The sequence below is a fragment of the Streptococcus oralis genome, assembly GCF_026782345.1.
Taxonomy (GTDB): Bacteria; Bacillota; Bacilli; order Lactobacillales; family Streptococcaceae; genus Streptococcus; species Streptococcus oralis_CK.
The window spans coordinates 120,138-135,007 of record NZ_JAKUWI010000001.1 but is presented as its reverse complement, the minus strand read 5'-3'; the positions used below and the strand labels follow the sequence as shown (position 1 = coordinate 135,007).

At 41.7% G+C, this 14,870-nt stretch carries 14 protein-coding genes; all 14 read right to left on the bottom strand.

Going from position 1 to position 14,870, the window contains the following annotated elements:
• Positions 1 to 30: 30 nt before the first annotated feature.
• Positions 31 to 723: an alpha/beta hydrolase-fold protein gene (locus MK405_RS00725; protein ID WP_268704027.1), complete on the bottom strand. Its 693-nt coding sequence runs from the start codon at positions 721 to 723 to the stop codon at positions 31 to 33.
• Entirely contained in the window at positions 704 to 1,714 is a 1,011-nt protein-coding gene (locus MK405_RS00720; RefSeq protein WP_268704026.1) for an ABC transporter substrate-binding protein, read from the bottom strand. The genes MK405_RS00725 and MK405_RS00720 overlap by 20 nt, the downstream gene beginning before the upstream one ends.
• A 19-nt stretch (positions 1,715 to 1,733) precedes the next feature.
• Positions 1,734 to 2,489 carry an ABC transporter ATP-binding protein gene (locus MK405_RS00715; RefSeq protein ID WP_268704025.1) on the bottom strand — a complete coding sequence of 252 codons (756 nt, stop codon included), beginning with the start codon at positions 2,487 to 2,489 and terminating at the stop codon, positions 1,734 to 1,736.
• A gap of 1 nt (position 2,490) precedes the next feature.
• Positions 2,491 to 3,537 (bottom strand): FecCD family ABC transporter permease, encoded by a 1,047-nt coding sequence (locus MK405_RS00710; protein ID WP_268704024.1) that lies wholly within the window; start codon positions 3,535 to 3,537, stop codon positions 2,491 to 2,493.
• Between the two features lie 380 nt (positions 3,538 to 3,917).
• Positions 3,918 to 4,187 (bottom strand): 30S ribosomal protein S15, encoded by a 270-nt coding sequence (gene rpsO, locus MK405_RS00705; protein WP_001018251.1) that lies wholly within the window; start codon positions 4,185 to 4,187, stop codon positions 3,918 to 3,920.
• Between the two features lie 144 nt (positions 4,188 to 4,331).
• The gene (locus tag MK405_RS00700) at positions 4,332 to 7,040 is read right to left on the bottom strand and encodes an FtsX-like permease family protein (protein WP_268704663.1); all 2,709 of its coding nucleotides are present in this window, start codon (positions 7,038 to 7,040) and stop codon (positions 4,332 to 4,334) included.
• Positions 7,036 to 7,737: an ABC transporter ATP-binding protein gene (locus MK405_RS00695; RefSeq protein WP_268702972.1), complete on the bottom strand. Its 702-nt coding sequence runs from the start codon at positions 7,735 to 7,737 to the stop codon at positions 7,036 to 7,038. Before MK405_RS00695 ends, MK405_RS00700 begins: the two co-directional genes overlap by 5 nt.
• A gap of 118 nt (positions 7,738 to 7,855) precedes the next feature.
• Positions 7,856 to 8,548, bottom strand: coding sequence for a phosphoglycerate mutase (locus MK405_RS00690; protein ID WP_000240120.1), 693 nt, complete (start codon positions 8,546 to 8,548; stop codon positions 7,856 to 7,858).
• A gap of 188 nt (positions 8,549 to 8,736) precedes the next feature.
• Positions 8,737 to 9,117: a hypothetical protein gene (locus MK405_RS00685; RefSeq protein WP_009730427.1), complete on the bottom strand. Its 381-nt coding sequence runs from the start codon at positions 9,115 to 9,117 to the stop codon at positions 8,737 to 8,739.
• 327 nt (positions 9,118 to 9,444) lie between these two features.
• The gene (gene ileS, locus MK405_RS00680) at positions 9,445 to 12,237 is read right to left on the bottom strand and encodes an isoleucine--tRNA ligase (protein WP_268704023.1); all 2,793 of its coding nucleotides are present in this window, start codon (positions 12,235 to 12,237) and stop codon (positions 9,445 to 9,447) included.
• Positions 12,238 to 12,487: 250 nt separating this feature from the next.
• Positions 12,488 to 13,282, bottom strand: a complete 795-nt coding sequence (locus MK405_RS00675; RefSeq protein ID WP_001123184.1) for a DivIVA domain-containing protein — start codon at positions 13,280 to 13,282, stop codon at positions 12,488 to 12,490.
• Positions 13,283 to 13,290: 8 nt separating this feature from the next.
• The gene (locus tag MK405_RS00670) at positions 13,291 to 14,082 is read right to left on the bottom strand and encodes a YlmH family RNA-binding protein (RefSeq protein WP_000217811.1); all 792 of its coding nucleotides are present in this window, start codon (positions 14,080 to 14,082) and stop codon (positions 13,291 to 13,293) included.
• A complete protein-coding gene (locus MK405_RS00665; protein WP_000576499.1) occupies positions 14,079 to 14,339 on the bottom strand; it encodes a YggT family protein in 261 nt (86 codons plus the stop codon). The genes MK405_RS00670 and MK405_RS00665 overlap by 4 nt, the downstream gene beginning before the upstream one ends.
• Positions 14,339 to 14,869 carry a cell division protein SepF gene (locus MK405_RS00660; RefSeq protein ID WP_000053369.1) on the bottom strand — a complete coding sequence of 177 codons (531 nt, stop codon included), beginning with the start codon at positions 14,867 to 14,869 and terminating at the stop codon, positions 14,339 to 14,341. Before MK405_RS00660 ends, MK405_RS00665 begins: the two co-directional genes overlap by 1 nt.
• Position 14,870 lies beyond the last annotated feature (1 nt).

Below are 14,870 nucleotides of genomic sequence, written 5' to 3'. Positions count from 1 at the left end.
TCCCTTGGCTTTTACCAAGGGATATTTCTTTTATGCAATTTTCCATTTTTGGGACAACCAGTTGGAAAAGGCTAGAAATCGCTCAGCCACTTGCTCATGATGCCCATAGGGATCAAAGACAAACTGACCAGTCGGATAGCGTTGCTGAAGGCTGGTATGAATCTGCTCAGCATAAACTGGTGCTTGAGCCAAACGATTGGTATGAAGGGCTCCTTCTGTTTGACCATTCTGTAAATACAGTAAACAGTCCAAATTTTTCACCTTTTCTTCCTTGCAATAAGTTGTAAAATCAGGATACCAAAAGGAACCGCAGATAGAGAAGATACAGGAGACCTTGTCAAAGCTGAAAAGGCTGTAGACTGCCGCCAAACCACCTAGTGAATAACCTCCATAGGCAAGGCGATTTTTGTCCAGGCGATAAAGCGACTGCAACTTATCTAAAAGACCTCCAAATAAATGATCATGATAGACCTTTGCCTGACCGCCAAAATCTGGAGTCCCCTCTCTCAGAGCAGCTGCCTTCCAGGGCGTGTAGTCGTTTAGGCGATTTTTAGAGGTCAAGCCCACTAAAATCACAGATTCTGAAAGGGAAGATAGAAAATCCAAGTTTCCATCATTCAAGAGAATCGCTGGATAGGTTTGGTTGGGATCATAGGCAGAAGGAAGGCTGACCTTGACTTGGATTTCTTCCCAATCAAACTCATTATTTATTGATAAAGTCATTGATTTTCTCAAGGGAATCAATCACTGCTGGACCATAATCCATCAACTCATCGTAAGAAATGGTCATGATTTTTTGATTCTTAATTGCAGGAACGTTTTCCAAAACTTCATTTGCCTTCATCAACTCTACTGCGTTGGCATCCAATTTTTTATTGCGATCGCTGGTTACATAGATAATCAACTCAGGATCCATTGACACGAGATTTTCCAAGGTCAAGCCTGATGTTCCCGTTGCAACGTTGGTATAACCAAGTTGATTCAACAAGCTCTCTTGCAAAGCAGACTTGTAAGCACCGAAGGTTTCGTCATTATAAGCAACCATAATCAAAGCCTTTTTCTTTTCACCTTGGCTTGCTGGGTTTGCTTTCTTAACAGCGTCAATTTTAGCTTGTAATTGGGTTGCGTATTCATTAGCCTTGTCCTGAACATTGAAAATCATTCCAAGATTTTTAACATCTTCTACAATATTTCCCAAATCTTGCTGAATCGTTGAAAGAGAAGCTTTTTGCGTATAGACTGGGATTTTGTTTTCATTCCAAGTGCTAACTGATCCCAAAGATTTTTCAGAAAACATCATGTTTCGACCCATTACTGCATCTGGCTCATAAGAAAGGACTGTCTCTTGTGAGACTGTTTTTTTATCCCCAATTTGAGGAATAGTCGCAATCGCGTCCTTGTATTTGTCCGTCACAGCATTATCAGGGTTGAGCATGCCAGCAATTTTATCCTTCAAGCCTAACTCCAATAAGATTTCAGTGGTTGAAAGATTGTTGGTGATAACTTTTTCAGGTGCCTTGTCAAAGACTTGTTCGACTTCATTTCCCTTAGCATCATAGGTCTTGACCGTTAACGGATAAGTCGTCTCTGTGCTGGCCTTTTGACTTGTTTCTGCGCTAGATTGTGTGGTAGTTTTTTCTGTAGTAGTGTTGCCACAAGCTGCCATGGTTAAGGTAGCTACTGTTACGAGTAAAATGCTTAGTGTTTTTTTCATCTTATTTTCCTTTTCATTCTTATAAATAGTGAATCATAGCTTGCTGATCCTCGGTCCAAGCCACCTGACTTTGAACTCCGTATACAGTTTGCAATGACTCAGGGGTGATGGTCTCCTTTGGAGTCCCTTGGTAAAGGATTTCCCCCTCTTTCATCAGATAGAGATAATCCGAATAGCGACAAGCAAGTTGAATATCATGTAGGACAGCTAAAACATTGACCTTAAGATTCTTCACAATGGCCAACAGGTCTAGCTGATACTTGATATCTAGGTGATTGGTTGGTTCGTCCAGGAGCAAGAGAGTCGGTTCTTGCGCCAAGGCACGGGCTAATAAGACTCGCTGTTTCTCTCCCCCTGACAGGGACGAATAGAGACGAGTTTTCTTCTCGAGCATATCTACCTTGACGAGAGCATCTTGAACAAGGGCATAATCCCTTTCCTTTTCCTTCTGTAAAAAAGAGAGGTGGGGAGTTCTGCCCAGCAAGACGATTTCCTCAACTGTACAATCAAACTGCAATTGATTAAACTGGGTGACAACTGCCATCCGCTTAGCTGTCTCTTTGAGTGACCAATGTTCCAGAGGCTTTCCATCTAAGCTTATCAAGCCTTTGTCCGCCTTTTCCTGACGATAGAGGAGTTTAAGCAGGCTGGTTTTTCCACTTCCATTTGGCCCTAATATCGTATGAAATTGATGCCCCTCAACCTTAAGAGAAACTCCTTTGAGGATTTTTTTCTCTCCTAGTCCAAAGTGAACATCCTGACAAATCAAGTCCATATCAGGCCCTCACCTCCCTTCGCCTACCTCCAACAATGTAGATAAAGAAGGGAGCACCCACTAAGGCTGTGAAAATACCAATAGGCAATTCAGCATTTTGGATGATGACACGAGAGAGTACATCTGCCCAGACGACAAAGAGGGCACCCAGTAAGGTCGCAACGGGAAAAAGTCTCCTGTAATTCGTTCCTACTAACCCTCGAGCTAAGTGAGGTGTAATCAGACCAACAAATCCAATAATCCCACAAGTTGCCACCAATACTGCTGTTAGCACAGCCACCATGGTCACATAAAGATACCAATAAAAGCGTAAGGGTATCCCCAAAGTTAAAGCAGCCTCATCTCCCATCATCATCGCATTGAAAACACGATACTGAGTAGAGAAAAATAGAAAGGCCAATCCAACTACTATAGTTGGCAGGACTAAGTCAGACCAGGTAGTCCCTGCAAGCGAGCCCATGGTCCAAAACTTAATGGTCATCACACTGTCCGCATTAGCGCCGACTGAGATAATAAAGTTGGAAAATGCCAGAAAGAGAGCATTGACCACCGTTCCTGATAAGATCAGACTAGAAGTCGTCATCCTTCCCTGCATAGAGGCAATGATGAGGACAGCGATTGTTGCCAAAATAGCTCCAAGGAAAGCTCCAAGGCTAATCACCAATTTTAAACCAAGAATGATGCTCAAGGTTGCTCCTAGAGTTGCACCTGCAGAAATTCCTAAGACATAAGGCTCTGCTATGGGATTGTTCACTGTAGATTGCATCACGCTACCACACATAGAAAGACCAGCCCCTATTATCAGACCTAACAATACTCGGGGGAATCTCATGTTCCATACAATGGCAAGAGTAGACTTGGGAACCTCTCCTATCTCAAGAGGAAAACCCAACCTGCTCAAAATAATCCGATAGGTATCTCCTAGATCAATCGCAACAGACCCCATAGAAACAGCTAGAAAGAGGGAAATTCCTAAAACACTTAGTAAAATAACCAAAAACAACACAAATTGCAGGTCCCGTCGGCTTCCAGAAAATTTGGAAAGCATGCAAATCTCCTTTGATAGAATCTTAAAAATTTAGAAAATTCTCATAAAAAGTATACCATATTTTCAACAATGGAACAAGATGAGAAAAATAAATATAGTTGGTCTTACAGTGCTAATAATCGTAACCGAAGATTATACTTGAGTATATCGAGGTAAAGTGACAAAAGTAAAAAAGCTACCCAATTTAGAGTAGCTTCATTATCAAGATATACTTAATTGAACACGGCCTAAGCAAGCGGATAAAACAAAAAGCCCTCTGAAATCAGAGAGCTTTATTCTTGCTGGATAAAACGTTTATAGACTAGGCGACAAGCCGAAGATTGTACTGATGGTACATCGAGGCGAAGGCAACGAAGTATAGAAACGTTTTAGACGCAAGATTAACGACGAAGTCCTAGAGAGTTGATCAACTCACGGTAACGGTTAACGTCATTTTTACGCAAGTATGCAAGCAAGTTACGACGGCGACCGATTTTTTTCATCAATCCACGGTAAGTAGCGTGGTCTTTTTTGTGTTGTTTGATGTGTTCGTTAAGGTGGTTGATTTCCCAAGTAAGGACAGCAACTTGAACCTCTACTGAACCTGTATCACCTTCGTGACGTGCATATTGTGCGATGATTTCATTTTTTTTCTCTTTTGAGATTGCCATGATGTTTCTCCTTTTTATTTGGCTTCATCCGAGTGACAGGTTGGCATGCCTGCAACCAAGAAGAAGTTATTTGTCTTTACGACAGTTCTTATTCTACCAAGAAGCAGAGACTTTGTCAACTGATTTACTGTTTAGACCCTTGAATTACTCTACTGATTTCAGGGCTTCGAGCATATCTACTTTTCTCAAGTGGTGATTGACAAAGACGCCCAGTAAAGCCAAAATCACAGTCACTGCTACGATTGGAAGCGCATAAACTTCCCAGCTGACCTGAGGATAGAAGAGTATGGTGGCTGGTGAAATCATTTGAATCAAAAATTGATGTAAATAGTGGCCAGCTACCAAACCGAGAGCAATTCCCACAAGGGATAGCACCATGGTCTCGCGGTAGATATAGAGGGTCACTTCTTTATTGTGGAAACCGAGAACTTTGATAGTCGAAAGTTCACGGATACGTTCTGCAACATTGATGTTAGTGAGATTGTAGAGAATAACAATGGCTAGTAAAACGGAAACAAGGACAAGGATTGCCATGGTTTTATTGAGCGAACTAGCCACGGATTCAAAGAGATGGATGGCAGTCGCATTTTGGACCACCCCAGAAACAGCAGTTTTTTCCATGAAGGTAGCAGCTTCTTTCTCGATATTGGAAGGTGTTGGATCTTTTAATTTTACTAGGTAGGTATTGTCTTGTGGACTGGTACCGTAGACTTGTTCGTATGTGTCTCGTTTGAGATAAACAAAGTGTCCAACATAGTTTTCAGAAATAGCCGATACCTTGATTTCCTTCCCATCAAGCTCCAACTCGTCCCCAACCTTAACATTTGCTAGTTGAGCTAGTTTTTGACTCACGACCGCTCCATCTGTGATCTGCACCTCTTGGCCATTTTCCTCTAATGCGATAAAGGGCTTGAAGTCTTCTCCACTAGTAACCATCATGGTGATGGTTTGAAGTCCTGCTTTTCCTTTAAAATCTTTTTCAATGGATTTAGAGTAAATCTTTTGATAAGCATGGATAGATTCAGCCTGCAAGGCACTTTCTAAATCTGCTTTTTCTTGCTCACTCGCACTGCTCTTTTCTGCTACAATCATCTGGTATTGCTGGATTTGTTCAAATTGACGATCGACAACTCCTCCCACAGAAGACTGAATGCCAAGACCTGCAAATAGGAGAGCAACCGAACCCGCAACTCCAAAAATGGTCATCAACATCCGTTGCTTATAACGGAAAATATTTCGCGCCGTAACCTTATGAGTAAAACTCAAACGACTCCAAATAAAGCTCAGGCGTTCCAGCAAAATCTTTGATCCCTTAACGGGAGGTTTTGGAAGTAAGAGTTGGGCTGCTTCATCGTGTAGTTCCCTCCGTGCCACCAGATAAGCCGGCAAAACACTGGATACCCAACTTAAGGTTAGGGCAAGGAGGCTATAAGACCAGTAAAAATACTCCTGACTTTTACCAACGACCATCCCAGCTGTTATAACATCCGAAATCACGCCTGCAAGGAGATAATGTCCTAGAAGCGTTCCTAAAATGGTTCCTACAGTTCCTGCAAGAAAACCATAGAGGACAAACTTGGCAATTATATCTTGATTCCGGTAACCTAGGGCCTTGAAAATACCGGCATTGGTACGTTCTTCATCCACAAAGCGAGTCATAGTTGTAAAGGTCACCATTGCAGCGACCATATAAAGCACAACGGGGAAGATATTCCCGACAGAACGAATGCTTGCTGAAGCGTTACTGTACATGAGATAGCCTTGACCACCTGGCATAGTTTGGCGGTTGTATACATGGTATTTCGGCTCTGCCAGTTCATCAAGCTCTTTCTGACGCTGTTCAATCTTCTCTTTTTCCTTAGTTAGATCACTCTCTGTCTGAGCCAGTTTTTCTTTTTGAGTCGCCAGTTCTTCCTTTGCTTTTATCAGCTGTCCCTCGATTTGACTCTTTTGCGGTTCTGGTAAAGCGGTCGCTTGTTCTTCTTGGGTTTTCAAGCGACTTTCAGCCTGCTCTAACTGACTATTGCCATTTTGAAAGTTGCTTTCAGCAGTTTGGAGCTGTTCTTTCCCCTCTTCCAAGCTCTTTTGCCCATTTGCTTTGATACCTGCCAATCTTTTTTGACCATTATCGGCTAGCAAATCTTGCAACTCTTCCTGATGTTGGGTTCGTTTGGTCTTATAGTCTGATGAAAAAGCATCCAGATTTTTTAAATCATCATAGCGCACACGCGCAATACTATAAACATCTGAATCAAACTGGCTGGGCAAAATCACTCCATAGCCAGCCAAGCTTCCATTTCCACTGCTAGCACTCCCTAAGTCTTTTTGAGAAAGCATCTCACCCGACTGAACAAATCCAGTAATTGTAAAAGTTTGGGATTTTAGGACGGACTTCCCTTCTTCTTTCTTAGTAAAGGTAATGGTCTGCCCAATCTGATAGCGGTCTTTCCAGAAGTCGGCTAGGGCAATTTCCTTATCAGCCTCTGGCAGTCGCCCTTCTGTCACTTGGAAGGTTGAAATCCCCTCTGGCTTGGAATAAAGTCGAACCGCTTCTTCGCTATTTTCAACGGTTAGGTCTGCCATATAACCAAACTCAACACTTGCTCCTTGAAGGGCCTTTAATTCGTCTTGGTCTTCTTTGTCCAAGCCATAATCAGCTATCACTGCCAGATCTAGGGTATTGGCTTTACGGAGATAATCCCCTGCCGTACGTTCCATATTTGGACTGGCCACTTTGAGACCAACAAGGGCTAAAGAACCCAGCATCATCAAGGTCAGGATAGAAACAAAGCGTCCCTTTGAAGCCGTCACTGACTGAAATAGGTCTTTCCGATACGTTTTTTTCATGCTAATACTCCAATGTATCGATATCCTGCGGATGCTCATTGACCGTCATGCTCTTAACCGTGGCATCGCGCATGTGAATCACCCGATCTGCAATAGGGGCTAGCGCGCCATTGTGGGTCACGATAATCACCGTTGCTCCTTTTTGACGAGACATGTCTTGGAGAATCTTCAAGACTTGCTTCCCCGTCTGGTAATCCAAGGCACCTGTCGGTTCATCACAAAGGAGGATTTTAGGATTTTTGGCTACAGCACGTGCAATGGAGACTCGCTGTTGCTCCCCTCCAGAAAGCTGGGCTGGAAAGTTATTCAGGCGATGAGCCAGACCTACATCTTTGAGCACTTGCTCTGGATCCAAGGCATCTATCACGATTTCTGAAGCCAGTTCCACATTTTCCTTGGCTGTCAGATTGGAGACCAGATTGTAAAATTGAAAAACAAAGCCTACATCTTCACGACGATAGTTTGTTCGTTGGTGCGAACTATAGTTGGCAATATTGGCACCATCAATCCAAATCTCCCCCTCATCATTGGTATCCATACCTCCTAAAAGATTGAGAACGGTTGATTTTCCAGCACCTGAAGCGCCAAGTATGATAACCAGCTCCCCTTTTTCAATTTCAAAATTCACATCACGATTAGCCACAATCTCTGTATCCCCAACCTGATAACGCTTGTAGCTGTGTTTCATCTCAATATAAGCCATCAGACACACCTTCTCTCAAACAAATTACTTCCTATTATCATTATAACGCTTTTTCAACTAGTTGGAAACCAGAAGCAAAAACAGAAAGCCTAGGAATCCTAGGCTTTCTGTTTATAGATTATTTTCCAAGATAGTATTCTTTTACGACGTTCAATTTTTCGTCGAATTCAAATACCAATGGTGGGAAGTTAGGGATTTCTACACCCATGATTTCATCATCTGACAAGTGTTTGATGTGTTTTACAAGGGCACGGATTGAGTTACCGTGAGCTCCTACGAATACGTTTTTACCATCTTTAAGTGCTGGAGCGATTTTATCTTCCCAGAATGGAAGGGCACGTTCCAAAGTCACTTTCAAGTTTTCAGCATCTGGAATGACTGAATCGTCAAGTGAAGCGTAACGACGGTCAGTATGTGCTGAGTATTCGTCATCATGAGGCATTGCAGGAGGCAATACATCGTATGAACGGCGCCAGATATGAACTTGCTCATCACCAAATTGTTCAGCAGCTTCAGCTTTGTTTTTACCAGTCAAACCACCGTAGTGACGTTCGTTCAAGCGCCATGATTTTTCAACTGGAACCCAGAGTTGGTCAGCAGCTTCAAGAGCCAAATTTGTTGTTTTAATCGCACGTTTCAATACTGAAGTGTAAGCTTGGTCAAATTCGATACCAGCTTCCTTGATCAATTTACCAGCGTCAATCGCTTGTTGTGTTCCTTTATCAGACAAATCAACATCAGCCCAACCAGTGAAAAGGTTAGCTTTGTTCCATTCAGACTCACCGTGGCGAGCAAAAACCAATTTTACCATTAGATGGATTCTCCTTTTATTTTTCGAGGTTTCCCTCGTTTATCTATTCTATTTTACACAATTTTTCACAAAAAAGCTAGTTAAAATCAACTAAAAAGAGAAGAGCTTATCAGTCTTCTCTTTATCACACTATCATAATTGTTCTCGATAGACGATGAAATAGTCCCGTCCAAATAATTGGAAAACTACTACTCTTCAATTACAAATTTTTTCAATGTTCCAAAGTAAAGTGAACCACCAATAATGGTTAGAATTCCACCTACCCATCCCAAAAATGGAATCAAGCCGACCGCACCACCTACAATGAGCAAAACAGAAGGTGCATTCGTAACACGTTCATCATCTTTATAATAAACAATAGCCACAATTCCCAATACTAAAACAGCAATTTTAACCAATGACAAAATAATTGAGAGCCCTGTCAATGTCCCAACCGTTACATCTGCGTCTTCAGTTGCCGCAGCAGCTCCAATAGCCATGATAAACATGATGACTGGCGCTAAAAGCAATACAATTCCTGAAATAAGACCAAAAATAGCGTTAACACGAGCAAGTGTATTTGTTTTCATAATAATCTCCTTAAAATTTTTATAGGTATTATTCTATCATAATTTATCTAAAAATTAAACAATCTTATAAAATTTTATAATAAATATTGATTTTCAAAAAATAATTTTAAGTTCTACAGTCTCTTTATAATTAGTAGAAATATAAAATTATGAGAAAACTGAATAGTTGATTATGTTAATTATCTACACGGACAGGCCAAGAAGAACTTCATTCTAGAAAATGGCCTAGTAAATTTTCCCATGATAAAACGCATAATATCAAAGCACTTGAACTCTTGATATTATGCGTTTTTATGATTTTAGTGACCTTTCTCAGTCTCTTTCTGATTATTTCGCTTCAAATCCTTCTGCGACTGCATCCGCAAAGTTTTCTTCTACGATGCTTGCACAGTGGTCACAGATAACTGCATGGTAACTGCGTTCAGCAGTAGTTGGATCGATACGACGGCAACGGTCACAAACTTCACCTGCAGCGCGTTCAACTGTGAAGGCAACATCCTCAAAGATAACTGCGCCTTCTGGAGCTGGTCCTTCTGCAATAGTCAAGTCTGACACGATCAAAAGTTGAGCCACATTACTGTCCACTGCTCCAAGAAGAGTTTTCACAACTTCGTTTGGATAAATTGTCAAGTGGGCTTCGAGTGATTTACCGATTACTTTTGCATTACGCGCTTCTTCCAAGGCTTTTTGAGCTTGTCCACGGAAATCCATGAAGGCTGACCATGTATCCAAGATTTCTTCTTGGTTGGCAAAAGTTTGAGCTTCTGGTAATTCAGACAATTGAACGAAGTCTTCAGCTTCAAACTCAAGATATGACCAGATTTCTTCTGCAGTGTGAGGCAGAATTGGTGTCAAGAGTTTGGTGATTTTCACAAGAATGTCATAGAAGACTGTTTGCATTTGACGGCGTTCGAGTGATTTGGCACCTTCGATGTAGACAACGTCTTTGGCGAAGTCAAGGTAGAAGGCAGACAAGTCAACGTTGATAAAGTTCACCAAGGCCTTGTAGATGGTTAAGAATTCAAAGTCAGCATAAGCATCACGAATGGTCTTCACAAGCTGGTTAAAGCGAATGGTCATGTACTTGTCAACAGAACGAAGCTCATCGTAAGCCACTGCGTCTTGAGCTGGGTTAAAGTCAGATGTATTGGCAATCAAGAAGCGAAGTGTGTTACGGATCTTACGGTAAGTTTCAGAGACTTGGCTCAAGATATCCATAGAGATACGCACGTCGTTGCTTGAGTCAACACTTGTTACCCAGAGACGCAAAATTTCCGCACCAAATTGTTTTTCAACATCACTTGGCGCAATGGTATTCCCAAGGGATTTAGACATCTTTTCACCTTTACCGTCAAGGGCAAATCCTTGTGACAAGATTTGTTTGTATGGCGCTACGCCATGGTTGGCAACAGATGTGATGAGTGATGAGTTGAACCAACCACGGTATTGGTCAGAACCTTCAAGGTAGAGATCAGCTGGGTAAGTCAACTCAGGACGGTTTACTACAACTCCATTCCATGATGAACCTGAGTCAAACCAAACGTCCATGATGTCTGTTTCTTTCTTGAACTCACCATTTGGAGAACCTGGATGGGTAAAGCCTGCTGGTAAGAGGTCTTTGGCATCACGTTCCCACCAGATGATAGAACCGTGTTTCTCAAAGAGTTGAGCCACATGTTCAATAGTTTCAGCTGTCATGATTGGTGCTCCGTCTTCTGCATAGAAGATAGGAAGGGGAACTCCCCAAGCACGTTGGCGAGAGATAACCCAGTCGCCACGATCACGGATCATGTTGTAAAGGCGCACTTTACCCCATTCTGAATGGAATTTCACTTTTTCAATTTCATCCAAGATTTCTTGGCGGAATTTAGATACAGAGGCAAACCATTGTGGTACTGCACGCCAGATGATTGGTTTTTTCGTACGCCAGTCAAATGGATATGAGTGAGAAATTTCTTCTTGAGCAAGGAGAAGGTCGCCAAGTTTTTCGATAACAGTCGGCACAACCTTGTCATAGAATTGACCTGCAAAGTCAGGACCAGCATTTTCCATCATAATACCGCGTTCGTTAACTGTTACAGCAACTTCAAGACCGTTGGCAACACCGACATTGTAGTCGTCCTCACCAAAACCAGGGGCTGTATGGACGATACCAGTACCAGAGTCTGTCGTAACATGGTCACCAAGGATCACCAACTCATCTACAGCCGTATCCCATGGGTGAGCTGTCACGATTTGGTTCAATTCTTGACCACGGTAGGTCGCCAAGACTTGAACATCAGCCCAGCCAAATTTCTCAGACAGACTAGTCAACAATTCTGAAGCAACCACAAACTTACGAGATTCGCCAGCTGGTTGTACCAATACATAATCAATATCTGCTCCAACTGTCAAACCACGAGATGCTGTGATAGTAAATGGTGTAGTTGTCCATACGACGATATAAGTATCTGTATCTAGGACACCTTTGCCATCTTTGACGCGGTTAGCATAGTAAAGGGAAGTTGAAAGCAAGTCATGGTATTCAATTTCCGCTTCTGCAAGAGCTGACTCAGATGACCATGACCAGTAAACCGGCTTGGCACCACGGTAGATGTAGCCTTTCTTAGCCATTTCACCAAAGACACGGATTTGAGCCGCTTCATAGTCTGGAGTCAAGGTCACATAAGGATTTTCCCAGTCACCAGAAACACCCAAACGTTTAAAGTCTTCTCGTTGTTTATCTACTTGAGAAAGAGCATAGTCACGGCAAAGTTTCAAGTACTCAACCAAATCCATTTCTTTGCGTTTAACACCCTGTTTCGCCAAAACTTGCTCGATTGGCAGACCATGTGTATCCCAACCTGGGATATAAGGGGCGTAAAATCCTGACATAGACTTCGAACGAACAATAATATCTTTAGAAATCTTGTTCATGGCATGTCCAACGTGGATATTTCCGTTTGCATATGGAGGTCCATCATGCAAGGTGAAATGCGGTTTTCCTTGGTTCAATTCTTGACGACGTTGGTAAAGTTTTGCATCTTCCCATTCCTTTTGCCAGAGTGGCTCTTTGGTAGGAAGTCCTGCACGCATTGGGAAAGCTGTTTTCCCAAGGTTAAGGGTATCTTTGAGTTTCATGGTATCTCCTTTATAAATATTAACAAATTAAAAACCACGACTTCCAAAAAGGACGAAAATCGTGGTACCACCTTTGTTCGAAAAAAGACTGTGTCTCTTTTCCTCTTTTCCCGTAACGTGGGGAACGTCCAGTCTTACTGTTTTCAGACTGGATTCGTTGAGAGGATAATCTAACGACTAGGGATTGCAGGGCTCACACCATCTCCCGCTCGCTGAAAATATAGTTGGTTAGATCTTGTTCTCACATTTTTTATAGGATAAGAACAGATTCTTTGTTTGCATCTTCCTCAGTTGCTGCAGTAGCTTCTACTTCAACTGACTCTTCATGCTGGACAAGTTCTTCTGTATGTTGATTTTGTTGGGCTTCAAATTCAGCCAATTCTTTATTGCCTGCCTCGATACGAGCTTGCAACTCTGCTACCTCTTCTGGAGTGAATTGACGAGTCATATCAATTGGCTCTTCCTCTGGTTGAATGGATACTACATCACCCAAAACTTCACCAACTACCTCTTTAAAAGCTTCATCACTTGTCTGAAGGTAAGTAGCTGTAGGGCGAAGAATATCTTCCCAATCTGATGACTCAACAATAGCCAATTGACTTTCAATCGTAGACTTGAGGCGTTGATGGAATACACGACTCTTGTTCTTCAACTCTTCTGTCTCAACAGCCACTTTCTTAGCATTATCTGTTGCCTGACGGAGAATTTCATTTGCCTTGTATTTTGCTTCTTCTAGCAAACGCTGAGCGTCTTGTTCAGCTTGTTGAATAATATTGTTCGAACGTTCTTGAGCAGCCTGTTTGACACGCTCCGCAGTATCTTGAGCAATCAAAACTGACTGACTCAAGGAATCTTTCATCTCATCAAAGTAAGACAAACGTTCTTCCAAACTCTTGATGTGTGTCTCTTTGTCGTGATTACTACGAACCAAATCTTCATAGTCACGAACAACGATATCAAGAAATTCATCTACTTCTTCTGGGTCAAAACCTCTAAATCTTGTACCAAAGGTTTTATCTTTAATTTCTAACGATGTAATTGGCATACTTTTCCTCACTTACTTAATAATAATTGAATGCTTAATTTTATCTTGTCTTTTTTTGTCTGTCCATTGTCTTTGACAACTTTTAGACGACCAAACTTTCTCACACTGATCAAATCCCCAACGGCAACCTGGTAATCAGATTTTTCAACCAGATGATAGTTTACCTGGACAGATTTTTTCTCAATTAGTTGACTGGTTTGATTTCTAGATAATTTCAAGGCACTTGATAAGAGGGCATCCAATCGAAAACTCGAAACTAAAATTTCTCGTTCTCTAAAGTCAATTTTAGATATAATCCTATCGGTAAAAGGACGTTCCTCCAGCGATACAGGAAGTCTGCCAATCTTTCTTATTCCATCCTGAAAAAGAGGAATAAAATCACGATTGACAAAAATCTGTGCTCTCTTTTCATCTACCAAGATATCACCAAATAATTTACGGTCAATTCCTAGCTGGTTGATGATTGTTCCCAATATTTTTCCATGGCTCAGCTGTTCAAACTTGCTCGGATAGCAAATTTCTAACAAGGTCATTTCAAAGTCTGATATCTCCGGTTCAAAGTAATCTGGATAGAGAAGAACTCGAACCGACTCCGTCGGAAGAAAATCACCACTACTTTGGCAACCCAGTCCATATGTCCCAGCTAGCACCCTCAAGATCTGTTCCTGATGGGGATTGATAAAAGGAGTAAGCACTGGTGCATATGTATCTTCTACCCGCTTGATCCACTCTAAACCCTTATCAATAAAAGGAATATCATCTTGGGAAAAATGCTGATAAATGGCTCGATTTACTGTCATAGTAATAGCACTAGTCGTGTTAAGATATTTCCAAGAAACTGGATCAGAATCAACGCGGCCCAAACCGTAAAATCAAGACCAGCAAATTGTAGATTGAGCTTACGAAGAGGCTCGATAACTGGACGAGCAAGTCTGATGACTAAGCGACCTAGTTGACTTTCATAGGCATTTGGAAACCATGAAAGAAGAGCAAATGCAACGAGAATGATGGAGTAAATGCTAACTGCATTTTGAATTAAACGGATTAAGAAAATCATTATCTTGCTCTATTTCGTTTAATATCAAAGCCGAACTCGGCACCTTGTGATTCGTCTGGAAGTTTGATATCCTCAATATTCACGATAACGTTGACAGGCGTCAATAGATACATCGTACTCGCAACTTTTTTCATATTTCCAGCCAAGACGTGACGGGCTCCGTCCAAGTAATCAAGGCAGCGGCGCGCTTGTACTTCTGTCATGTATTGGAAATCAATCAAGATGCTTTCATTTCCAGTTAACAAATCAACAATCTCAGTTGCATCCTCATACTTTCTTGGATAACGAACATCAATCGTCACTTTCTCATCTGAGTGATGGTTTTGCTTTGCCAACTCTTGTTGACGAGCATGGAGGCGAGTAATATTCGCATCTTTTACTGATTCCGGCTGAGCAGATGCTGGTAATCCTTTAGAAGATGAGATAGCTGGGCTAACTGTTTCCTCTTGTTGAGTCTGGTAGTTAGTCGTTTCTTCCCCATCTTCTGTAAAATAATCTATAAATTTATCGAATCTATCTTTTAAAGACATA

Bases quoted from the DNA above. Each gene is read 5' to 3' on its own strand.
- MK405_RS00660 (WP_000053369.1), bottom strand. From the start codon at position 14,869: ATGTCTTTAAAAGATAGATTCGATAAATTTATAGATTATTTTACAGAA.
- ileS (WP_268704023.1), bottom strand. From the start codon at position 12,237: ATGAAACTCAAAGATACCCTTAACCTTGGGAAAACAGCTTTCCCAATG.
- MK405_RS00675 (WP_001123184.1), bottom strand. From the start codon at position 13,282: ATGCCAATTACATCGTTAGAAATTAAAGATAAAACCTTTGGTACAAGA.
- MK405_RS00720 (WP_268704026.1), bottom strand. From the start codon at position 1,714: ATGAAAAAAACACTAAGCATTTTACTCGTAACAGTAGCTACCTTAACC.
- MK405_RS00665 (WP_000576499.1), bottom strand. From the start codon at position 14,339: ATGATTTTCTTAATCCGTTTAATTCAAAATGCAGTTAGCATTTACTCC.
- MK405_RS00710 (WP_268704024.1), bottom strand. From the start codon at position 3,537: ATGCTTTCCAAATTTTCTGGAAGCCGACGGGACCTGCAATTTGTGTTG.
- MK405_RS00715 (WP_268704025.1), bottom strand. From the start codon at position 2,489: ATGGACTTGATTTGTCAGGATGTTCACTTTGGACTAGGAGAGAAAAAA.
- MK405_RS00695 (WP_268702972.1), bottom strand. From the start codon at position 7,737: ATGGCTTATATTGAGATGAAACACAGCTACAAGCGTTATCAGGTTGGG.
- MK405_RS00690 (WP_000240120.1), bottom strand. From the start codon at position 8,548: ATGGTAAAATTGGTTTTTGCTCGCCACGGTGAGTCTGAATGGAACAAA.
- MK405_RS00670 (WP_000217811.1), bottom strand. From the start codon at position 14,082: ATGACAGTAAATCGAGCCATTTATCAGCATTTTTCCCAAGATGATATT.
- MK405_RS00685 (WP_009730427.1), bottom strand. From the start codon at position 9,117: ATGAAAACAAATACACTTGCTCGTGTTAACGCTATTTTTGGTCTTATT.
- rpsO (WP_001018251.1), bottom strand. From the start codon at position 4,187: ATGGCAATCTCAAAAGAGAAAAAAAATGAAATCATCGCACAATATGCA.
- MK405_RS00725 (WP_268704027.1), bottom strand. From the start codon at position 723: ATGACTTTATCAATAAATAATGAGTTTGATTGGGAAGAAATCCAAGTC.